This is a genomic window from Paenibacillus sp. UASWS1643, from assembly GCF_008693195.1.
In the GTDB taxonomy this organism is placed as follows: Bacteria; Bacillota; Bacilli; order Paenibacillales; family Paenibacillaceae; genus Paenibacillus; species Paenibacillus amylolyticus_B.
On sequence record NZ_VXKZ01000082.1, the window covers coordinates 1 to 22,554 of the forward strand.

Annotated in this window: 22 protein-coding genes; 3 read left to right on the forward strand and 19 right to left on the reverse strand. The window is 47.5% G+C overall.

What is annotated here, in order from left to right; genetic code table 11:
- The 3 genes from FE296_RS00805 to FE296_RS00815 all read right to left on the reverse strand — a co-directional run.
- The coding region (locus FE296_RS00805) for a hypothetical protein (RefSeq protein WP_150364040.1) at positions 1 to 822 on the reverse strand (822 nt) is incomplete at its 3' end.
- A gap of 49 nt (positions 823 to 871) precedes the next feature.
- On the reverse strand, positions 872 to 2,221 hold the full coding sequence (locus tag FE296_RS00810; RefSeq protein ID WP_150364041.1) for a hypothetical protein: 1,350 nt from the start codon (positions 2,219 to 2,221) through the stop codon (positions 872 to 874).
- A gap of 207 nt (positions 2,222 to 2,428) precedes the next feature.
- Positions 2,429 to 3,760, reverse strand: coding sequence for an MFS transporter (locus tag FE296_RS00815; RefSeq protein ID WP_150364042.1), 1,332 nt, complete (start codon positions 3,758 to 3,760; stop codon positions 2,429 to 2,431).
- Between the two features lie 398 nt (positions 3,761 to 4,158).
- On the opposite strand from FE296_RS00815, the gene FE296_RS00820 reads away from it, so the two are divergent.
- The gene (locus tag FE296_RS00820) at positions 4,159 to 4,620 is read left to right on the forward strand and encodes a MarR family winged helix-turn-helix transcriptional regulator (RefSeq protein WP_124118767.1); all 462 of its coding nucleotides are present in this window, start codon (positions 4,159 to 4,161) and stop codon (positions 4,618 to 4,620) included.
- A gap of 87 nt (positions 4,621 to 4,707) precedes the next feature.
- On the opposite strand, the gene FE296_RS00825 is transcribed toward FE296_RS00820, so the two are convergent.
- The 3 genes from FE296_RS00825 to FE296_RS00835 all read right to left on the reverse strand — a co-directional run bounded on the left by FE296_RS00825 (position 4,708) and on the right by FE296_RS00835 (position 7,518).
- The gene (locus FE296_RS00825) at positions 4,708 to 6,213 is read right to left on the reverse strand and encodes an MDR family MFS transporter (RefSeq protein WP_223868729.1); all 1,506 of its coding nucleotides are present in this window, start codon (positions 6,211 to 6,213) and stop codon (positions 4,708 to 4,710) included.
- A 236-nt stretch (positions 6,214 to 6,449) separates the two neighbouring features.
- A complete protein-coding gene (locus tag FE296_RS00830) occupies positions 6,450 to 7,022 on the reverse strand; it encodes a GNAT family N-acetyltransferase (RefSeq protein ID WP_036614167.1) in 573 nt (190 codons plus the stop codon).
- Between the two features lie 199 nt (positions 7,023 to 7,221).
- Positions 7,222 to 7,518 carry a hypothetical protein gene (locus tag FE296_RS00835; protein ID WP_036614170.1) on the reverse strand — a complete coding sequence of 99 codons (297 nt, stop codon included), beginning with the start codon at positions 7,516 to 7,518 and terminating at the stop codon, positions 7,222 to 7,224.
- Between the two features lie 185 nt (positions 7,519 to 7,703).
- Here FE296_RS00835 and FE296_RS00840 point away from each other — a divergent pair, with 185 nt between their 5' ends.
- Positions 7,704 to 8,201 (forward strand): GAF domain-containing protein, encoded by a 498-nt coding sequence (locus tag FE296_RS00840; RefSeq protein ID WP_124118769.1) that lies wholly within the window; start codon positions 7,704 to 7,706, stop codon positions 8,199 to 8,201.
- A 151-nt stretch (positions 8,202 to 8,352) separates the two neighbouring features.
- Here the strand turns inward: FE296_RS00840 and FE296_RS00845 are convergent, their stop codons facing one another.
- The 7 genes from FE296_RS00845 to FE296_RS00875 all read right to left on the reverse strand — a co-directional run bounded on the left by FE296_RS00845 (position 8,353) and on the right by FE296_RS00875 (position 16,613).
- On the reverse strand, positions 8,353 to 9,129 hold the full coding sequence (locus FE296_RS00845; protein ID WP_124118770.1) for a MerR family transcriptional regulator: 777 nt from the start codon (positions 9,127 to 9,129) through the stop codon (positions 8,353 to 8,355).
- 363 nt (positions 9,130 to 9,492) lie between these two features.
- Positions 9,493 to 10,917, reverse strand: coding sequence for an aldehyde dehydrogenase family protein (locus FE296_RS00850; RefSeq protein WP_150364043.1), 1,425 nt, complete (start codon positions 10,915 to 10,917; stop codon positions 9,493 to 9,495).
- Positions 10,918 to 11,158: 241 nt separating this feature from the next.
- Positions 11,159 to 11,581 (reverse strand): universal stress protein, encoded by a 423-nt coding sequence (locus FE296_RS00855; protein WP_150364044.1) that lies wholly within the window; start codon positions 11,579 to 11,581, stop codon positions 11,159 to 11,161.
- Positions 11,582 to 11,599: 18 nt separating this feature from the next.
- The gene (locus FE296_RS00860) at positions 11,600 to 12,820 is read right to left on the reverse strand and encodes an MFS transporter (RefSeq protein WP_150364045.1); all 1,221 of its coding nucleotides are present in this window, start codon (positions 12,818 to 12,820) and stop codon (positions 11,600 to 11,602) included.
- Between the two features lie 230 nt (positions 12,821 to 13,050).
- A complete protein-coding gene (locus FE296_RS00865) occupies positions 13,051 to 13,503 on the reverse strand; it encodes a MerR family transcriptional regulator (protein ID WP_124118774.1) in 453 nt (150 codons plus the stop codon).
- A gap of 192 nt (positions 13,504 to 13,695) precedes the next feature.
- On the reverse strand, positions 13,696 to 14,088 hold the full coding sequence (locus FE296_RS00870) for an SdpI family protein (protein WP_124118775.1): 393 nt from the start codon (positions 14,086 to 14,088) through the stop codon (positions 13,696 to 13,698).
- A 179-nt stretch (positions 14,089 to 14,267) separates the two neighbouring features.
- Positions 14,268 to 16,613, reverse strand: coding sequence for a heavy metal translocating P-type ATPase (locus FE296_RS00875; RefSeq protein WP_150364046.1), 2,346 nt, complete (start codon positions 16,611 to 16,613; stop codon positions 14,268 to 14,270).
- A gap of 227 nt (positions 16,614 to 16,840) precedes the next feature.
- Between FE296_RS00875 and FE296_RS00880 the strand changes: the two genes are divergently transcribed.
- Positions 16,841 to 17,212, forward strand: a complete 372-nt coding sequence (locus tag FE296_RS00880; RefSeq protein ID WP_091018799.1) for an ArsR/SmtB family transcription factor — start codon at positions 16,841 to 16,843, stop codon at positions 17,210 to 17,212.
- A gap of 152 nt (positions 17,213 to 17,364) precedes the next feature.
- Here the strand turns inward: FE296_RS00880 and FE296_RS00885 are convergent, their stop codons facing one another.
- The 6 genes from FE296_RS00885 to FE296_RS00910 form a co-directional block, all read right to left on the reverse strand.
- Positions 17,365 to 18,525 carry an AI-2E family transporter gene (locus tag FE296_RS00885; protein WP_124118777.1) on the reverse strand — a complete coding sequence of 387 codons (1,161 nt, stop codon included), beginning with the start codon at positions 18,523 to 18,525 and terminating at the stop codon, positions 17,365 to 17,367.
- Between the two features lie 313 nt (positions 18,526 to 18,838).
- Positions 18,839 to 19,873: an LLM class flavin-dependent oxidoreductase gene (locus FE296_RS00890; protein WP_150364047.1), complete on the reverse strand. Its 1,035-nt coding sequence runs from the start codon at positions 19,871 to 19,873 to the stop codon at positions 18,839 to 18,841.
- 158 nt (positions 19,874 to 20,031) lie between these two features.
- Positions 20,032 to 20,343 (reverse strand): ArsR/SmtB family transcription factor, encoded by a 312-nt coding sequence (locus FE296_RS00895; protein ID WP_017690814.1) that lies wholly within the window; start codon positions 20,341 to 20,343, stop codon positions 20,032 to 20,034.
- Between the two features lie 113 nt (positions 20,344 to 20,456).
- Positions 20,457 to 21,038, reverse strand: coding sequence for an NAD(P)H-dependent oxidoreductase (locus tag FE296_RS00900; RefSeq protein WP_124118778.1), 582 nt, complete (start codon positions 21,036 to 21,038; stop codon positions 20,457 to 20,459).
- A 168-nt stretch (positions 21,039 to 21,206) separates the two neighbouring features.
- Complete coding sequence (locus FE296_RS00905; RefSeq protein ID WP_317889395.1) at positions 21,207 to 21,650, reverse strand: MarR family winged helix-turn-helix transcriptional regulator; 444 nt, start codon at positions 21,648 to 21,650, stop codon at positions 21,207 to 21,209.
- Between the two features lie 162 nt (positions 21,651 to 21,812).
- Positions 21,813 to 22,490 (reverse strand): NAD(P)H-dependent oxidoreductase, encoded by a 678-nt coding sequence (locus tag FE296_RS00910; RefSeq protein WP_150364049.1) that lies wholly within the window; start codon positions 22,488 to 22,490, stop codon positions 21,813 to 21,815.
- Between the last annotated feature and the right edge of the window lie 64 nt (positions 22,491 to 22,554).

Sequence of the window (22,554 nt, forward strand, 5' to 3'; positions counted from 1 at the left end):
AAAGTTACTGCTTGCGTTACGCTCACGGTCGTTTACGCTGTTGTTGCGTTCAGTTTGAGCCATTGTTGCACTCTCGCTTTCCGCTTTTGCGTTCAGACCCAGATCCAGCGCTCCACGGCTTTCGCTCGCATAGTTGCTGTTCACGTTACGCTCGCTGTCGTTCACGCTATTGTTGCGTTCGGATTGAGCCATTGTTGCACTCTCGCCTTCGGCTTTCGCGTTCAGACCCAGATCCAGTACTCCACGACTTTCGTTCGTGAAGTTACTGCTTGCGTTACGCTCACGGTCGTTTACGCTGTTGTTGCGTTCAGTTTGAGCCATTGTTGCACTCTCGCCTTCGGCTTTCGCGTTCAGACCCAGATCCAGCGCTCCACGGCTTTCGCTCGCATAGCTGCTGTTTACGTTCCGATCATCGCCGCCTCGTGAATAATCGCTCATCGTTGTACCTTCTCCCGACACATTGGCATTCAAGCCAAGGCCCAGCTTGCCAGAACTGCTACGCTCAGCAGTGTGGTCGGAGGAATGATCATTGTATCGGTTCGTGCTCTCTGAGGATAAGCCGGCATTGAGTCCAAGATCCAAATTCAATGCTCCGCTTGCACTGGATGAACCTCCATAGCTACCATTGGTACCGTAACCTGTGTCACGGTGTCCTGACAGAAGAGATCCCAGTTCCAGACGCAAACCTGCATTCAGATCCAGATTACCATTGCTGTTATTGCTATAGCTATCTGCGTAAGTTGCCTGCGAAGCTCCCAGCAATCCAGCCACCAACGTACCCGACAATACCGACAATTTTACCCAACGATTCACTTTTTTCATGATTATATACACTCCTTCTCAATTTTGGTTGAATTAACGCCAATGTTTTCTATGAGAAAGAGGTATATTGCGGCGGCCGTCCCGGTGGTGCCTGTGACCATTGACTGAACCCATCGAGCCGTTCCATTCGGAAAGCAAAATCATAATCCGGCGTAACCAGACCTGTTGTTGCTCCCGGAAGTGCGGCTGCTGGAGCGATTGCTCCACCTCCAGTTACACCTGACGCACCGGAGCTTGTCCCGGCGGAAGCATTCGCTGCTCCGGGAGAAGTCGCTGTAACAGACCAACTTGTTGGTCGTTCGGTGCGGGGCTGTAATGGAGATGCCGCATCAGCATCATCTTGTTTCAGATTGGTTTCCTGCTTACTCCGCACTTGTTCAGTGACAGATGGTTTAGCAGCTGTCTGATCTACGAGGAATAACTCGTTATCAGGCAAATCTGCATTGACATCGGAATTCTGCGCCAGATCGGTTCCGTCCACAGGCAGTGCCTGCGGGACAACAGGTTGTTCTGGACGTACTCCTGGTTCCGGGGTGACCTCAATCACGTTGCCCGTAACCTGAACTGCATCCTGTCCATCCTCGTTGTTCTGTGATGAAACAGGATTTGCGAGGGCACTCGTATTGGAAGTTTCGACAATCGGTGTTCTGACGACCGCCGGTTGTTCCGGAGTGACTACAGGCGGTTCCGGCTTCACACTTGGAATCTCCACCTTTTCCTGATCAGGATTGAGTTCAGCGGATACGTCTACAACTGGAACTTCTGCTTTCACAGAAGGAAGCTGGACATTTCCCTTACTCAGATTCACTCGGGATGAAGAGATATTGACCGAAGTAACCTCGGGTACATCCACCTTCACGGAAGGTAATTCAACCTTAACCTGCCTAAGGTCAGTTTTCACAGCAGACGTCTCTGCCTTGATCACCTCGGGTACCTCTGCGGTAACGCTAGGCAAGGAAGCTGTACCTTCGTTCAGATTCACCTCACTGCTTGATACATCGGCTTTGATCACCGGCGTATCCGCCTGTACAGACGGCAGTTCGACGTTTCCCTTCTTCGCATCAATCCCAATCTCTGATGTTCCGGCCGATCCAAGCGGTGTATCTACTTTCAGCTCAGATACACTCAGCTTACCTGTGGATTCATTCGCTTTGATCGACGGAACTTCAACATCCAACAGTGGTGTGGATACTGATACTGACGGAGTCAGGTTCAACCCGCCATCCGAATCACGTGAAAATAAATTTAGCGATAATCCGCTGGACGGTTTTTCAGAAGATACCTGAGCATCATCCGCATACACATGCGACGATCCAAACCCCAGCATCAAAGTCCCGGCAAGTATTGCCAATGGTATGCTTCCAAGACGTACTATGGATTTTGGTAACTTTACATTCAAGTTGCTTCACCCCCTTTCCGCTACTGCGTTGGTGGGACAAGGCATATGAGTTTTCCCCTAGGAATAATTAGAATACAGGGATTTCTGCCTGTTCCTCATTAAACGTGAAGGCGTTTACTCAAACGCTTTCCAATCAAAAACTTAAAATTTGAAGTAAATTCAAACCTTCATTTCAAATGTTCTAACCTGAGCTGATCCGGCTTGTTTTCAGTCGCCTGCAATCATGGTCTTGGCTGCAATGGAGCCATTCAGATCGGCTTTTTCCCCGCTACGTTTCATCAAATAAATTAACCCAAGCAGGGTCAGCAATATGCCTGAACAGACAAAAGCCGGCACTACACCAAATGAGGTGACCATGAACCCGCCTACCACCGGTCCCATAATATTACTGGCAGTCATCACGCTGCCTACCGTTCCAAATACCCTGCCTGTCATTGCCTCAGGTGTCTGTTCCTGCAACAGGATCTGAAAGGGTACAATCGCAAACCCAATTCCGACACCTGCCAAGGCAAAGAGGGATACTAACAACAGATTGGCACCTAACCCAGCGTGCGGCCAAATCCCAACAATAACTCCGGCTCCGCCGATAACAAGACCCATGAGTACGGTACCCAGACCCATTTTCAAAACATGCCCTGCATGCTTCCACTTCCGTACACTCATCGCTGCAATTAATGTGCCTACACCACTTGCTGCCACGCACCATCCCAGCAGATCACTTGAAATTCCGGGAAGCTGTCTGAATAACACCACAGTCTGTGAATCGGCAAATTGCAGAAAAAGTATGGCTGAAGCAAGCAAGATCAAAGACGTTCCTACATAAGGAAGAGATGTGAGCATGCGGATGCCCTCCTGTGTTTCCTTCCAAAAAGAGCCTTTTGAGCGGTTGTGAACACCCCCAGCTGTCTCTTCCTCTACTTCTGTTACGTTATGAATTGCAGATTGGATCACCCGAGTTCCAGGAATCCACAATAAAATGATGCCGGAGATCAGAAAAGACGCTGAATCGAGAACAAAACACCAGGTGATGCCAAAAGCGGCTACCAACAGCCCACCAAGCGCTGGACCGATGATTTTGGACATCTGTTCAATGATCGAGCTAATGGACACAGCTTGCGCAAGCTGCTCATAGGGTACAATTTCTTTCAGTTTTCCGTTCTTCGCAGGAGAAAAAATGACATCGAACAGGGATTTGAGGACAAGCAGTATGTAGACATGCCAGATCTGGTCAGCAAAAATTAACGCACCCACGATGATGATCCGTGCACCATCAGCTACAATCATCAGCCATTTTCGGTTCAGGCGATCTGCAAGCGTGCCTGCGAATGGCCCTGTCATCAGAATGGGCAGTGCTGCGGATAGTGTGACAAATGTAATCTCCCAAGGCGTTGCATTCCAGTGGATACCCACGAGGGTCAGGATTGCGAGCAGATGCAGCCAATCACCCAGACTGGAAATGGCCTGTGCCACCATCAATGTTACAAAAGATCGGTTATTCTTCAGCGGTCGTTGTCCTTCAAACGTTAAATCACTTGTCATCCTTCTTTTCCTCCATTACCTTCCGAATTCATGATATGAACTCATTATAAGAGAGCAGGGTTTGACTCAACCTCCTGCCAGAGGCGGAGAAGAAGCGGCACCTCAAGGATGATTTTTCGGTATGGTGAATGATCAAATTTTAAATGCTAAAAATGCAAATCTTGTGACATATCGCATGTTTTTCGTAGAAATAGAAGTTTACAATTAAACCATGGCGACAACCTGAATCGTCAAATATAACTAACCAACTAACCAACGCATATAAGTTGAAATTATCATTTATATGAACAGCATAACGATGGGGATAACAGTGATTGGAAGGTTGTTCTATGCTCATCGTGGTAGGTTGTAACTTCATCATTTCAACTTATAAACTAATCTGAAAAGGCGGGATCAGCATGCTGGAATTAGAAGAAATCGGAACCGAACGTTCACTTCATCTGTACCGCACCTTGGCCCAGACATTCAAGAGCGTGAATGAACACGCTGTATCCGGAAGCAAAGTGCATGGCTTCAACCCCACCGCATATGGGGTGCTCGAAGTGTTATATATGAAAGGAGCACAGCCGATTCAACAGGTTGGCGCACAACTTCTGCTGCAAAGTGGTAATGTGACCTATGTGATTGATAAGCTGGAGCAAAAAGGATTGTTACACCGCAAACATTGTCCGCAAGACAGACGTATCATCTTTGTGGAACTGACCGAAGAAGGACAGCGCACCATGGATGACATCTATCCAGGCTATGCGTTGAAGATTGATCGGGCTGTAAGTGGACTAAGTGAGGAAGACAAGGAATTGCTGTCCGAACTCTTGGGAAGGCTTGCACATTCTGCAGACCGTTTATCAGCAAGCAGCTAGACCATTCTTTGCATGGGTGCCATCAACAAAAATAACCGGATTCGCCTGACATCGGCGAATCCGGTTTTTCGTATATATATCTTCTTTTTACTTTGAGCCTTGTGGCTGCGGTGGAGCATCTGCATCTTCGGGTACGATTAAACGTTTGCGTAGAGCAAGCGTGGTTACCCACGAGACCAGTGCAATGAAAAACATAATGACAAACAGGGAATGCAAGCTTCCTTCCAGCACGTTACGCAGCAGCGCCCATTTATCATCTGATAGGGCTGCATCCGTATGTGGTGCAAGCAGTTCGTTCAGATCACTCTCCGATATTCCAGCCTCAGCCAGATTCTGCTCACTGGATAACGTCGAGATTCGATAGTTCAACCAAGTGCCAAAAGCCGCTGCACCAATCGTCTGTCCCAACGTACGCATGAACGTATGCAGTGCCGTAGAGGAACCACGTTCCTTATATCCTACGGAGGACTGAGCAATAATGGTGAAGATTGTAAACGCAAACCCGAAGCCGAGACCATAAATAAAGGTCAATATAAATAGCACAGCCTGCGGTGATGTCCCGCCCACCAGAAAGAGTCCACCCGATCCAATCGCAATTCCGGTTAATCCAATCAATGCGGTCATACGTGACCCAATTTTCATCAACAGGCGGCCTGCCAACACACTACCAATGAGCCAACCCACCGACATCGGCGCGAGCAGCAGCCCGGATTCCGTCGCATTTCCTCCCCGAACCCCCTGCACCCAGAGCGGCAAATAACTGGTCAGGCCGATCATCAGAGTGCTGGTCAGCAGTCCAGCGATATTCGCCACACGGATGTCCCGAATTCGGAACAAATGTAGTGGAACCATAGGGGCCTGAGCTCTTTTTTCCACCACAAAAAATAAAATAATGAACAGAGCGGCGACCACACTCAGCACAACAATCAACGGAGAACTCCAGGCATAATACTGCCCACCCGCCGACAGGACGAACAACAATGCGGTAATACCCACCGTGAAGGTCAGTGCACCGACATAATCAATCTTGGCCGTACGTGGAGAGATATCTTCCTTCAGATAACGAAATACAAACCACATCGCAAGCAGACCAAACGGCACATTAAAACCAAAGATCCACTGCCAGCCGAGATTATCTACAAAATAACCGCCAAGCAGCGGTCCCGCCAGAGAGGAAATGCCCCACACGGAGCTAATCCATCCCTGGATTTTGCCACGTTCTTCAATAGCGTAGATGTCCCCAATAATCGTAAATGTAACAGGAACTACCGCACCCGCACCAATCCCTTGAATAGCACGGAAAATAATCAATTGCTCCATGTTCTGCGACAGACAGCACAAGAGTGAACCCAGTAAAAATAACGCACAGCCAATCAGAAATACAGGCTTTCGTCCATACAAGTCACTGATTTTACCAAAAATGGGCGTACTCACTGCCATCGTCAACAGGTATGCGGTGAAAATCCAGCTCAGCAGCTGTACACTCCCCAGCTCACTGACAATGGTCGGCCCCGCCGGACCAATTACGGTGCCTTCAATCGCTGACAGAAATGTCGCGAGCAACAGCCCCGTCAAGATGAAACTGCGCTTCAAACCTCCAGTTGCATTCACACAAACCCTTCTCTCTTTGTTCTCTATATAATTGCTACGTTAATTTACACATCTACTACGAACCAGAACAAGCTTCCGATCGCTGTTATCCCCAGATTTTTTCTATTCCTCTCTATAAGAGAAATCCGGTGATAAAGGCGAACGCTTTGCTTCTCCAGCTTTGTTCTGTTTCTCCGTTTACGTGTAAATTAAAAAAACAATTATATATATTGTCTCTTTTATTTACCTCGCTTGCGAAGGAACTCATCATACAACATGGAATACATCACCATATCCTTGTATCCGGTAGACGTATGTTGCACCTGTCGCAGCAATCCTTCACGCGTGAAGCCACGGTTTGTCAGGAACTCGCCGGAAGCCAGATTACGCGGATCAACCAGCGCTTCGATTCGATTAAGACCCATGGTCTCATACCCAAAGGGCAGCAATGCAGAGAATGCCTCCGTCATATAACCGTGGCGCCAATAATCACGTCCCAGCTCATAACCGATCTCACCCCGGAATGCGCCTTCAAGCTGCCATGTGTTAAAGCCACAACTGCCGATGAGCTTGCCTGTTTCTTTGAGTTCGATCCCCCACCGGATCGCATCCTCTTCTCCTGCCATTTGGTTAAGCAGTCCAATCATGTCCGCGGCTTCGCTTGTCCCAATCATGGGTGCAAGATTCATGTAACGGGTCACCTCGCGATCTGACCAGCATGCGAACATCTGGGCCGCATCCCGGCGACGCATTTTACGCAGACGAAGCCGCGCAGTCTCCATTTCGGGAATTCTTCCTTTGCATTTATACATATAAAGACACTCCGATCCGATCTATCTCCGCAGACCATAATATTCACTAGTCATCTAATCATAACCTGCGCCGAATGGCAACTGTTCAGTCATGGATACACGTCAAAAAACCGGGCCAATTTCGCTCCCGGTCTTGTTGTACGTATGGATCAATTCAAGTTTGAGTGAATTACGGAATCAGGGCTTGTCCAAATGAATTTTAAGCTTTGGACGTTTTCTTGCCCTTCCCCAGTAATTCATCGCTAACCCGGCCAAACACAGCCGTGATTTCCTTGAATTCTTCGATGCCAGTCCCGGTTAGGCTCCATTGGTCCCCGTGGGCGGTCAGGAAATTCTCCTGTGTCAGGTGTTCAAGCTCCTGCTTGATCTCCCGCTCTCCAACGCGATATCCCCGTTCTTCCAATAGGGGCAGTGCCTCGCTAACGTTCAAATCCTGATTTTGCGCGAAATATAGTAGATGAATCCGTACAAAAAGATTCTGTACCTCTGCATGCATAAGCCAAGCTCCTTCCCGGGTTATAGCCCTCCGTGGTTGCTAAGTAATTACCCCACGTAAGAAGCTGAGAAACAGGAGGATTCTTCAGGTATTCCCTTCCCTTTCCGAAATCCTCCGCTTGACTAACCGCATCCTCTGCACTATCTTGAAAATAAGTACCATTTTGCTCGGGAGGGTGATTTACCATGTTTCAAGCTGTTTCCTATGAAGGAACACGAAGTGAGCAGCACACCGCCGTCCTGGGACAGTTAAGTGCTCTGATCCGCGATGAACCTAGTGCGATTGCCAATCTGGCGAACGCTGCTGCGCTGCTCAATGTATTTATGACCGACACCAATTGGGTCGGCTTCTATCTGTATGATGGAAAAGAACTGGTCCTCGGGCCATTCCAAGGACTGCCTGCCTGTATCCGAATTCCACTGGGACGTGGTGTATGCGGCACATCTGCTGCGGAAAAACGTACCCTGGTCGTTGACGATGTTCATGCCTTCCCAGGCCACATTGCCTGTGATGCAGCATCGAACAGTGAGATTGTCGTGCCTATTATCAAAAACGGCGAACTGTACGGGGTGCTGGATATCGACAGCCCGATCAAAAACCGTTTTGACGACGAAGACCGCGTCTTCCTGGAGAAAGCCGTAAACCTGCTCACAGAGCAGTTGGAGGCAACCATACCCCTATAGGAAATGATGATTAAGGTGATCGGAGCCTCATCACACACGATGATGAAGAACCCGTAATAACAAAGAGCGCAGTCCTCTCAGAGGTCTGCGCTCTTTGTTATCCATTCTGATTCACACCCATGTTCTTGCTCGCCCATGTTACTTTATGCATCTAGGATAAATCATGTTCCGCTTTAATCATCATCCCGTCCCGCAGGAATTCAGCCAGCCTCGGGTGGTAACCATCATACATCTGACGGAAATTTTTATGCTCTACATACAGATTGGCCAAATCCCGATAGATCTCAGCGGTGGGTGTATAATAACCTTTGATCCATTCAAGATGCCTGCCAATAATCCGTTGTACTTTTGCACTACCGGGTTCCAATCCATCCTCAATGGCCTGTTGCAAGTCCAGATGAACCTGATCAATTTTAGCCTGGGAATCCAGATAATCTTCTTTCGATTTTATCTCCTGGTCAGACTTCTGAACACCTTCTGTCTGCACATGGTTCATATTTTTATTGACTACAGGGTCAAAACCCGATTCATTCAGCAACTGGTGACGCCCCTTATTTACAAAACCGTTATACAGCTCATGTTCATCAAGTTCCTGTTCACCTTGCAAATGAGAGATCGTTTTGTCCAGTGTCTGAATCAATCCATGCAGACGGAGTGCCTTCTCCAGAATATCAATGCGATGCTGTTTCATGATGCGGATGACATCCTGAGGATCATCTCTTAGCATAGGGCCAATCTCATTTTCCTCCATACCTACTTCCTTACAGAAAAGGATTTGCTGGAGTCTCAGTAATTCCTGCTTTTCATAATAGATAGCTTCATCCAAATCCCCAAAGGCCGGATTCAGAAGACCTGTCTCTGCATACTGGCTCAGTTCATTCAGGCTTACGCCTGACATCCCCGATACGTCAACCATGGAATATGCCATTTGAATACACCTCCTGTCTGTCCTGCAACTCCAAAGTTCAGGCTTATTTCATACTGCATTTTATTTGAATAATGAGAGAATATAAGACTTTCGGCAGTGCTGAACCGCTTCATTCCGCTCGTGCTATGGATGGGTTTGCTTCGGTGATATGAGCGGTGTTTAGACAGTTAAGTTGCGGTTTGTTAAGTATGTTATACCCGTCTCATCAGATGTGAACCCGCAGTCTATGAAGAATCCGTATGTATTTTCGAAACTTTTTCCATGATCTTCAATTAAAAAATCCTGTGCCATTCTTCCGGCACAGGAGCATGCAGTTATATTTCCATTAGCATACGGTATATTGAGTAAAAGAATGGAAGAGACTCACCCTTTGTTAAACATAACAAACTTCAATTCCGTCATTTCCTCTACAGCATATTTTACACCTTCACGACCAATACCACTCTGTTTTACACCGCCGTAAGGCATGTGATCCACTCGGAACGTGGGAATATCATTAATCATAACTCCGCCTGCTTCGATCTGATCGACAGCATGGAGAGCCGTACGAATATCGTTTGTGAATACGCCTGCCTGAAGCCCGTATATCGAATCGTTAACATGTTCAATACCCTCTTCAACGGAATCTACCGTATTGATCACAACGATGGGTGCAAACACTTCCTGACAGGATACCTTGGCATCACGCGGAACGTTAATCAGCACCGTTGGACGCAGAACGCCTCCTTCAGCTTGACCACCTGCTGCCACTTCAGCCCCGGCCTGTTTGGCTTCTTCAATCCAGTCGAGTGTACGCTGTACATCCTTGGAGGTAATCAGCGCAGATACCACCGTATCCGGGTTCAGCGGGTCTCCGACCACCACTTGTTTGGCCGCTTCAGCGAAACGCCGGATGAATTCTTCCGAGATGTCACGATGTACGTAGATTCGCTGTAGCGAGATACATACCTGCCCCTGATACGTGAAAGCACCGGTCACACATCGAGGGACCACTTTGTCCAGGTCTGCGTCCTTATCCACGATCACCGCTGCATTGGACCCTAGCTCCAATGTCACGCGTTTGAGTCCTGCTTTGCTACGAATGCTCGTGCCTACCGCTGGACTGCCTGTAAACGTAATATGGGCAACATGGGGGTGCTCAACAAGCACATCACCAATGGTTTTGCCATCACCGCTCACTACGTTCAGTGCACCATCCGGCAGTCCGGCTTCCTGCAGCAGATTAGCGATGTAATAGGAAGATAGAGGCGTCTGCTCTGCAGGTTTGAGCACAATCGTATTGCCTGCTGCCAGCGCTGGGCCAACTTTATGGGCTACCAGGTTCATTGGAAAATTAAACGGCGTTATCGCACCGATGACACCTAGAGGTTGCCGCATCGTATATCCGATGCGCCCTTCTCCACCTTTGGCTGCATCCATCGGAACCGTCTCTCCGGTCAGCCGTTTGGCTTCTTCGGCGGCAAAACGATACGTTTCCACCGTCCGGTCAACCTCTGCCAGTGCTGCGGTAATTGGCTTCGCCGCTTCAAGAGCTATGATTCGCGCTGCTTCTTCCTTGCGTTCTTCAAGCATGGAGGACAACTTGTACAGAATATCTGCACGCTGATGTGCAGGCATCTGGCGCATTGCCTTCCCGGCTTGAACCGCAGCTGCAACAGCAGCCTCTGCTTCCTCTGCTGAAGCCGAAGAGACTTCTGCCAGCGTTTCCCCGGAATATGGCGCTTGAAGTGCTTTATAATCTACGGATTCGGTCGGTTTGCCCCCGATAAACAGATGTTGTTTTTTCATATGCTGCATCCTCCATCCTTTTAGAGCCTATTGAACTTAAGAATATTACACTGCCACTTCGATGACAGAACAACCTACCAATCGCTGTCTCATGTAAAAGTTCAGTTCAATTTAGATAATCTATTTATACACTATTTTCGTGCCATCAACCCACTAGGGTATTCGGCAATCATAGCTTGTAACGTACCTGATGAGCCATTGTGGCGATCTTGAGCTATTGCATTATAAAGGATTTCACAACCTATTTAACCGTCAGGACGGGGCACTCTGCATGTTTTAACACGCCATGGCTGACACTGCCCACGATCATCTCTGCGAGCATGCCTTTCCCGCCTGTACCCATCACAATCATTCCACAATCTCGTTCACGCGCCACACGGCAGATCTCATTAACGGGATCACCTGCAATCAGCAGTGTCTCATATGCAATGTCCCGTCCGGACAACTGTCTGGTCACCGGTTCTATAATATGTTGCCCTTCTTCGGCAATCCGAGCTTCCAGATCAACACCCAATGCAGGTTCATTGATAGAGATAGCCGGATTAACATGCACGATCAACAGACTTGCGGGATGTTTCATATCTTCAGCCAGAATCAATGCTTGCTCCAAAGCTTTATGCGCATGTTCTGAACCATCAACAGCAACCAATATATGTTTCAGCATTGCAATCCCTCCTGTGAATTAATGAGATGTAATAGCGGAATCGATATCCCGCAGATGATGACGGCGTACCAGCAGTACCACGACACCAATCAGAACCATTAATGCGCCAAAATAAAACGGCGTTTCCGGCAGGAACCACTCGGACAATTTACCTGCAAGCCATGGAGCAAGTGCACCACCCAGGAAACGAACGAAGCTGTATGCAGCAGAAGCAACAGAACGCTCCACAGGTGCGGCTTCCATAACAGCCGTTGTAATCAACGTGTTGTTAATTCCAAGGAAAATCCCCGCTACAATAACTGCAACAATAACGGTAGTTGGTGAACCCATCACGGTACCTACTGCCATAACAACCAGATCAATCGCGAACAATGTAAGCATGACACTCATGGACGGAACTGATCCGAATCGGCGTTGTAATCTTGGTGCGACGAATACCGACGTAATCGCCAGCATCAGTCCCCAGCCAAAGAATACATAACCCAACCCGTGCTCATCCAGATTCATGACATATGGTGAATAAGCCATCAAGGTAAAGAATCCAAAGTTGTACAGGAAGGCGGTAATCGCCAATGTTTTCAATGAAGGATAACTTAATGCTTTGAACGGATCGGAAAAAGAACTGCGTGTTTTCGGTTTGGCCATCTTGGGCAACATAAATGTAATGCTGATAAAGGCAATCGCCATCAGGACAGCTACGCCATAGAACGGGCCGCGCCAAGAGATGGAACCTAGCTCACCGCCAAGCAGCGGTCCAACCGCAATCCCGAGACCTAACGCTGCTTCGTACAAAATAATCGCTTTGGCTGTCCCCGACGTGGACAGTCCAACAATGGCAGATAACGCCGTTGCGATGAACAAGGCATTACCCAGTCCCCAACCGCCACGGTAACCTACCAATGCACCTACCGTGTCTGAGGTACCACCGAGGAACGAGAAGATAATAATCAGCAATATACCGCTGAGCAACGTCCACTTCACACCAATCCGGCTGGATACGACACCTGTAATCAGCATCGCTACCCCGGTTACAGCGTTATAACTGGTAAATAGCAGTGACACTTGGCTTTTGGATGCATGCAGTTGATCTGCAATTGCGGGTAGAATCGGGTCAACCAGCCCCAGACCCATAAAGGATATGATACATGCAAAGGCGACCGCCCATACCGCTCGCGGTTGAGACAGTAAGCCCCCACGTGATGACGGCAATTCGTCCGGTAATGATGGCTCTCTTTTCATACGTAATTCCCCCTGCGAATAATTTATGTGGTTAAGCTTTATATTTGAAAATGACGTGAAAAACCATGAAAGTTTCTATGCATTTTCAGAATTAGAGGTAACAAAACGGCACAAAATGACACCGGAACATCCGGTGTTTGTACAGGATCGCCACAGGTACTATGGTGCTCACTCCGTGTAGCGATTATGTGTATACAGTTTTGTTTATTAAACGTTAGATGCTAATTCGGTTAGCCGTCCTCATCACCCTGCGGATCATATGCCTGTAACTTCTGAAGACCGCTCCGAACGCGTTCACGCAGCTCTTCCAGTTCAGTCTGTACGGCATGTATGCTCTGCAATTTCTGCTCAATCAGTTGTAACTGACCATCCAGCGTTGTTTCCATCGTGGTGAGCTTCTCAATCCGTTCTCTCACTTCGGTCGTCTGCTGGTAGTCAAAACGTTGTTCGTTCAAGGCATCTGCCGTTGCCACATAGGTATGTAGCTCCTGAAGGGAGAATCCAAGTACCTCTTTGGCGCGAACCACCTTCTTCAGATAATCGATATCCTCCCGAGTGTACAACCGCGTTCCGCCATCTGTCCGCTGAGGTGAAGGCATGACACCAATCTCTTCATAATACCGAATGGTTCGCTTGGTCAAACCGCATTCCTTGGCTACGTCGTCGATTTTATATAAACTCATTTCCCTCACCTCTTCCATATGTCTATAATGTTATGTACATAATTATATATAACATTAACGTTGACGTCAACGTTAGATTTTAAACATAAAGCCTTAGCGAGTTCAACATCGCCTTCCATTCTCTATCTTCAACAAAAAAAAGACCCGCTTCACGCGCGAGTCTTCCTCTGTAAACTATTCATTCATTTTGCCTTAAACGTTCTGCTCATTCTGTTGCTGTTGCTGTTGAGCACGCTGCATTTGCTTCAGACGGCCTTCCACTCTGGTAAACAGTCTGAACGTATAGAACCCTGTAGCAACCAGACTCAGCACCAAAGCTCGTACATCTGTAAGCCAAAAACCGATAATGCCAAATATCGTAATGATCACTCCAAATTGCATCATCAGATTGGCGCTATAACTTTGTGCTTCGTCCCACAACTCGGGATTACTCATTGCACGCGGGGTCCGATAACCATATATTCCGTTAATCATTTTCGGTGGTTTTTTGAACACCATTAACCCCAGAATGAAATAACACACTCCAATGATGATCCCAACTATTGCTCCTGTCAAAACGTTCTCCCCTTCACTGTTGTCTTCCATAGACCTGCTTACACTGAGACTCCTCCGATAATAGAATAACCTGCCGATGTAGCTTCACTTCTTCAGGTTATCTCTGTCCTCTCCGTTCTCGTGTAAATGTCTAGTTAGACTTATCTACATAAAAATATAAAAAACGGCTCTACGTATATACGAAGAGCCGCCTGGATCGTTTCGTAAACTTAGATATTCTTCACACGGAGTACACGCATGGCGTTAAGGACAGCCAGCACCGTGACACCGACATCAGAGAATACCGCTTCCCACATGGTAGCTATGCCGAACACACCGAGTAGCAGGAAGATCGCTTTAACCCCCAGAGCAAACGCGATATTTTGCCACACAATCATGCGTGTACGCTTTGCAATGCGGATTGCACTCGCAAGTTTTGACGGTTCATCGGTCATGATGACCACATCTGCCGCTTCAATCGCTGCATCTGAGCCGAGTCCACCCATGGCCACGCCCACATCGGCGCGCGCCAGTACAGGTGTATCGTTGATGCCGTCACCGACAAACACCATTTTTTCCTTCGGAGATTTGGCAGCTTCCAGTTGCTCCAGTCGTTCGACTTTATCCTGTGGCAACAATTCAGCGTAGACCTCATCCACACCCAGCTCACGTCCTACCGCTTCACCCACGGCTTTGGCATCTCCTGTCAGCATGACCGTTTTGCGGATGCCAAGCTTCTTCAGCGCCTGAATAGCAGCTGCTGCATCGTCCTTCACTTCATCAGCAATGATCAGATGACCAACATACGTGCCAGCTTCAGCAACGTGCACTATCGTTCCAGCCGTCTCCGGTGTGGTATAGGATATACCAGCCTGCTTCATTAATTTGGCGTTGCCTGCCAGCACTTCCAGACCATCCACGCTCACCTTGATCCCATGTCCGGCAACTTCATCATAACCTTCCACACCTTGCGTGGGAATGGCTTTGGCCCAAGCTGCACGAATGGATTCGGCAATCGGATGATTGGAATTGGCTTCGGCAATGGCTGCCAGCTTCATCAGTTCATCTTCCGTGCGTCCGCCTTGTGGACGAATGGCTGTTACTTTGAAAACACCTTTGGTTAGTGTACCTGTTTTATCAAAAACAACGACTTTCACATCGTTTAATGCTTCAAGATAATTACTGCCTTTGACAAGAATCCCGTTACGTGAAGCCGCTCCGATACCACCGAAGAATCCAAGTGGAATAGAAACCACCAGCGCACAAGGGCATGAGATAACCAGGAAGACCAATGCACGATAGATCCAGTCCGCAAATGTTGCACCACTAAGTATCAACGGTGGAACAAATGCAATCAGGGCTGCAAGGATCACAACAACTGGGGTGTAATAACGGGCGAATTTACTAATAAAATGTTCTGTTTTCGCTTTTCGGCTGCTCGCGTTCTGCACCAGGTCCAAAATCTTGGATACCGTTGATTCACCAAACGTTTTGGTCACTTCAATCGTCAACATACCATTTTTGTTCACAAATCCACTCAGTACATCACTTCCGGACTCCAGTTCACGAGGTACGGATTCCCCTGTCAGAGCAGAAGTGTCCACCATGGAACGCCCAGCTTGAACGATACCATCCAGTGGTACTCGCTCTCCTGCCTTCACGACAATACGATCACCGATCCGTACGTCTTCCGGAGATACACGCCGTGTCTCGTCACCCGAACCCGTCAGAATATTCGCGTAGTCCGGGCGAATGTCCATCAATGACTGAATCGACTTGCGTGACCGATTAACCGCCATGCCCTGAAACAGCTCACCGAGCTGATAGAAGAGCATAACGGCTACCCCTTCCGGATACTCTCCAATGGCAAAGGCACCCAGGGTAGCGACGGACATGAGGAAGTATTCATCGAACACCTGACCGCGGATGATGTTTTTGGACGCCTGAAGCACGATGTCTCCCCCGGCAATCAGATAAGCGAGCGCATATAGAGTAAATTGCGCCCAGCCCTCCAGCGGCGACCAGATTGCAGCTGCGAGCAACACAGAACCTGCAGCAAGACGAGCAAGCAACACTTTTGTCTGTCCTGTACCATGTTCATGCGAGTGGCCTGCATGAGCATCGTGATCATGGGTATGGCTGTGATCGTGATTATGTCCAGCGCGACTTCCGTGCTCGTGTGCGTGGTCCTGCGGTTCCCTATGATCATGAGTATGCGAGTGATTGCCATGTGAATGTGAATGTCCATGATCATGTCGGGCATGGTCATGACTGTGTTCGTGTGAACCAGCCGCACTCCCTGCATGGGTGTGCACATATCCGTTCACGTGTTTTCCTTTTTCCGAAATGCGAATATGAGGCTCCAGCCGAAGCACTTTGCGCTTTGCTTCTTCCACTACCTGTTCATCCATATCGGAAGTGGTGTGCAGCGATAATGTTTTGGTAACAAAATTGACAGAGCATTCGTTAATGCCCTTAATTTTTTTGACGCCATTCTCAATCTTCAATGCGCAGTTCGCACAATCCAGTCCATCAAGCACCAGTTCCCTTTTCACCTGTTCCTGTCCGGTTCCCATGTGAATTCTCCCCTTTGCAGTACAAAAACGATGTTATATTTCAATTGTATTCAATATATGAGCACTCATTCATATGTTTGGTTACCCCTATTATATGCACGCCTAAACATGAGTGTCAACAATCGTTGTTGATTTTTCATACAGATTATGCTAATAGTAATCATTTCGCTTTAGGCGGGTTTTGGATATAATAGAGCTATAGTTGTTAACATAGGCGGTGATAGGAAATGGAACAACCAGTTAAAGCACCAAGCGAATGTGATGCAGCCTGCTCAGGTACTGAAGCCGACGTGCAGACAATTCGCACTTCACTCATGGATCGGGAGACGTCTTCCGAGATGGCAGATTGGTTCAAGGCATTCAGCGACCCCACACGTCTACGTATTATTGATGCGCTGTTACAGAAGGAATTATGTGTTCATGACCTGACGGTTCTGCTCGACATGGGACAGTCGGCCATTTCACACCAGCTGCGTTCACTCCGCAACATGCGGATCGTCAAACGGCGTAAGGAAGGCAAGACCGTGTACTACTCTCTGGATGATGCTCATATTGAGCAGATTTTCCTGCAAACGCTCCAACATATTAAACACAGCTAGGCAGCAGCCAAGCTTGTTCATGCAGAAGAACCCCCGCCTCTCGGCTGTATGCCGATGGACGGGGGTTCTTCTTGGTAAGGGTACCGTTTTATACAGGATACAAAGTGACTAAATCGTCTGATTAAACTATCCATTGGAGCTTGCCACTTTGGTTATAAAAGATTGTTCTTGTTAGGATCATACAGGCCGGATCTGTCCTTGAACCAGTTGAAGATATGCGATACACATACTTTCAGCACCGCGTATCCTGGAACAGCGAGCAGAATGCCCACGACTCCAAACAGATTACCCGAAGTCAGAATGACAAAGATAATCGTGATCGGATGAATCTTCAGCGTTTTACCCATGATCTGTGGCGAGATGAATTTACCTTCGATTAACTGTACGATCGTCCATACGGCAACCATCTTCAACAGCATCACCGGCGAAGTGACGAGTGCCACGATTAACGCAGGTGTAATGGCAATTGCAGGTCCCAAATACGGAACAACACTTGTAAACGAGGCGATAATTGCAAGAATCAGTGCATAATCCAGACCAATGACCATATAACCGATGTAGAGCAGAATACCGATGCAGAAGCTGACGATAATCTGTCCACGAATGAATGAACTGATCTGGTGATTGATGTCTTCCAGTACATGCATTGCGCCCGTACGGCTCTTTATCGGCAGGAAAGACAGAATTTTCGATGGAAGCTTCTTGCCGTCTTTCAGCAGATAGAACAGGATGAACGGGACTGTTACGATGGACAGCACGGTCTCCGTGAAAGCTCCGAGGAATCCGCCCAATTTGGTCCAGGTCGAGTTCAAAATTTCAGTAGCCTTTTGGGAGATTGTTCCCCACCAGTCCTGCGAATTCAGGTTCACCGTTTCCTGGAACTGACCGAACAATTTACTGCCCGTAAGCTCCTCAAACTGCTGTTTTACCGTCTCACTGTACGTTGGAAAGTTTTCAATTAGTCCTACAATCTGGTTCCGTACAACCGGAATGACTGCCAACACAACAACTGTCAGAATGCCTCCAATCGCAAGATACAGGATTAGAATGGACCAGCCGCGCTTAATTTTCCACCTCTCCATCACATCCACAATCGGATTCAGCAGATAGTAGAGTATGCCTGACAGAATGATCGGTAACACAATTGTCTTGATGAGTACTGCGAGCGGATGAAGAACAAAGGATACTTTGGTCAGAACCATCACGTTCAGTCCCACCAACAGCAGAATCAGCAGAAATAGCACAAACTTGTTGTTAAGAAAAAATCGCTTGAACCGCTCCGGCCAAACGCGGGGTTGCTCAGGTTGCTCCATAGGCGTGTCGTCCTCTCTTATGACCCTTAATCAAAACTTAACTATAAAGCTAGATAAATGCCCCACACACGAATAAAAAAGTACCTTGTACAAGCCAACATATGTATAACACTCTGGATTTATACGTATGGTGCTGATTAACCGTTTCAAATTAAACCGATAAAGTCATTTTACCCCAAAATGAATCTTCTGCCCCATACAAATCATTTGCAAATTTTCCCTACTCAAAAACGGCTCGCCTCACTGGGAGACGAACCGTAAATTTGGATCTATAGCTTACTATTAAGCCAGCTTATATGGTGGAAATTTAAGATTAAGCTTTTCCCGCCAATTGTGCGATTAACTCATAGGAATGCAGACGTGCCTTATGATCATAGATCATCGACGTAATAATCAGCTCATCTGCCTGCGTCTGCCGAATGAAGGATTCCAGCTGTCCACGTACGGTTTCTGGGGAACCATTAACAGCCGCCTTCAGCGTCTGCTCCACACCAGCTTTCTCACGGTCCGTCCACTTGCCTTCCATCTCTGCCGGAGGCTGTACCAATCCCGTTGTGCCGCGAATAATGTTCAGGAACTGCTGTTGCATCGTTGTACCCAGCCATGCCGCTTCCTCGTCTGTATCCGCAACAACAGCATTGACACCAACAATCACATGTGGCTCCTTCAAGCTTTCTGATGGTTGGAAGTTGTTTCGATACGTCTCTAATGCAATCCGGGTATAATCGGGCGAGAAGTGGCTGGCAAAAGCAAACGGCAATCCCAGCTGACCTGCCAGACGTGCACTGAAATCACTGGACCCCAAGAGGTAAATTGGAATATTCAATCCTTCTCCAGGAACTGCGCGAACAGGCGCATGATAAGATGTCGCCGAAGCATCAAAGTATGCTCTTAGTTCTGCCAACAGCTCAGGGAAATCTTCCCCACTGTTCAGATCTTTGCGCAGTGCAAGCGATGTACGCCGGTCACTACCTGGTGCGCGACCCAGTCCCAGATCAATTCTGCAAGGATACAAGGATTCCAGTGTGCCGAACTGCTCAGCGATGACAAGCGGTGCATGGTTAGGCAACATGATGCCTCCTGAACCCAGACGAATCGTTTTGGTTCCACCAGCCAGATATCCAATAACAACCGAAGTTGCGGATGAAGCAATACCCGGCATGTTGTGATGTTCAGCTACCCAGTAACGGTGATATCCCCAACGCTCAGCATGCTGTGCCAGATCCAGGCTGTTGCGCAAAGCATCAGCAGGTGTTGCACCCACTACGACAGGAGCCAGATCCAGGATGGAAAGCTTAACGTCATTGATGTGTTCTTTATGAGATGAAGCCGTATTTTCTGTAGTCATTATCGTTTAATCTCCTCGATGATTATATTTTTGTATATCCAGATATATAGATTAATTAAATCGCAACTGGATAAGGTAATGTGATGATATGCTAGCCGTTTACATCCGGACGGAATCCCTGCTGCATGTGCATCCCAGCTTCCGTTCCGGCATCCGGCTTATAACTCGTTCTGCACGTACTCGGCAAACTGACGGATCGTCTCCTCGTTGCGCCTATAATACGTCCATTGTCCTCTTCGCTCGGAGAGCAGCAATCCTGCCTTGAGCATGGTCAGCAGATAACTGGATATAACCGACTGAGCCAGTCCAGCCTTCAGTTGAATCGTGCCAACACAGATTCCGTTCTTGCCACCATCCGGATGCTGAGATAGTTCCAGCGGTGGAAAGTGTTGCTCCGGGTTTTTGAGCCACAACAGGATTTGTCTACGTGTCTCGTTCGATAATGCTTTGAATATAAGTATAGGTTCCATGGGTAAATTATACCCCCTTTCATCCATTTTGCAAACACATGAACAAACAAACCGACTCATGATCGAGTCGGTCTGGTATTATATGGAATCCCTCTAGGGAACCAACATCTATATTAGAATTTGGTCGTTACCGTCTGTTTAACCTGATCCAACATGGCTTGATATGCGGGTGCATCCAGGTATCCAATACTTCCAAAGAGCAGATGATCTACGGCTTCAATGCCTACAAAATCGAAGATACCTACGTCTGAGGTAACTTTCAACCCAGCAGTCATACCAATCTGATCATAAATTTCACTTGGTGTACCATGTGTGTTGATGATGAGTCCTTTTTTGCCTGTCAGCAATTTATCGATACCCGCTTCACCCGCTGCATATGCAAAACCATAGGCGAATACACGGTCAACATATCCTTTCATAATGGCAGGAAGACCTGTCCACCAGATCGGATAGATGAATGTAATAGCTTCTGCATCTGTAACAAACTGCTGCTCCGTCGCGATATCCTGTGGTGTCTGTCCTGCGCGCATGGAAGCTGTATCGGCTTCAGTCAGTACGGGTTGGAATCCAAGCTTGTACAAGTCACGAACGACTACTTCATGGCCTTGAGCTTCGAGAGCTTCTACAGCAGTATTGAGGATTGCGTTATTAAAGCTGTCTGTGTGCGGGTGAGCATATACGATAAGATGTTTCATAGTGTGAATCCCTCCAGGTTTTGGTTTGAGTTAGGTTTCGAAAATGGGGTTACATTGATACGTTCCCACATACATAGACATCTATGTATGTGGGTAAAAAAATAATTGGGCTCTTCTGCCTCCACCCCAGTTAAATCTGGAAGGGTTGCAGACAGAAGAGTTCATTCATTATAACTTTCGGGCAATAATGGACAGCAAGCTCTCCAATTGCTCCGACTGTTCATCGGACAGACCACTATAGATGATGTCATTAATCTGCTCTGATACCTGATGAAAGATCGGTTCGAGTCGCTTCCCCTGTTCGGTTAGGTGAATCATCGTCACCCGGCTATCTTCGGCACTCTTGCTGCGTTCAACATAACCGAGCTTCTCCAGCTTGTTGACCAGTACCGTTACCGTTGGTTGCGTGCGTTGAACCCGTTCAGCCAACATCTTGATCGACAGCGTCTCTTCCCGGTACAAGAACATTAATACATCTCCATGAGAAGGAACAATCCCTGTTACCTCATGCTGTTCCAATTCGTGTACAATCCGTTTGTTGACATGGTCTCTGATTCTTGCAATCAGTGCAATTGCGTTGTATTTAGGCATGACCTCATTATACATAGACATCTATGCATTTTCAAGTTCTTTTTATAAAAAGAAAAACAGCCCTTTCCATCCTTCTCACATGTGGAAAATATCGGGCTGTTTCGATTCTGTTATGATCCTGTCCTATAATATAAGTTAGATCTTAGATCATCATTATTAATTCATATTGAGTTCATGCTGTATTCAGTTAATCCATTGGGTAATTTTCTCAACGGATTGTCTGGACTTCTCACGTTGGGGCTCCTCTACCCGATAACCGAAGGCTGCCATCACCGAGACGTCCCATGCACCATCCTCCAGCAACCCCTCATCTTCCATAATCCGATGGACATCCTCACGGCTGAAACCTTCGATTGGACAAGAATCAATCTCGATCTGAGCTGCCGCCGTCATCATGTTACCAAGTGCAATATAAGTCTGTTTGGATGCCCAGTCAAATAATGATCGTGGGTTATCCAGAATTCTCTGGTTATTTTGGAACTTTCCATAAGCCTGACTTGTTAGCTCAAATACGTCGTCCGGCATTCCCTTTGTTTCCTTCAACATGTATTCCGCATAGGGAGAATTATAACTGGCATCGGACCGAGCCAAAATAACAACAAAATGGCTCGCTGTAGCCAATTGCTTTTGAGCACCGGAAGAGACTTCGGACAGACGCTTACGCAGGTTCGGATTTTGTACAATCAGAAACTTCCACGGTTCAAGACCAATGGAACTTGGGGATAATCTGCCTGTTTCCAATATAAATTGGAAATCCTCATCCGAGATTTTGCGGGTATCATCAAATATCTTTGTTGCATGCCGGAAATGATAAGCCTTTAAGATGTCTTCCTTTGTCTTTGACTTTGCTGTAACTTCCATGGAACTCCACGTCCTTTTTATATATTTTTTATGTTGAACAATAATGTTTAAGTTGTTTCATCTC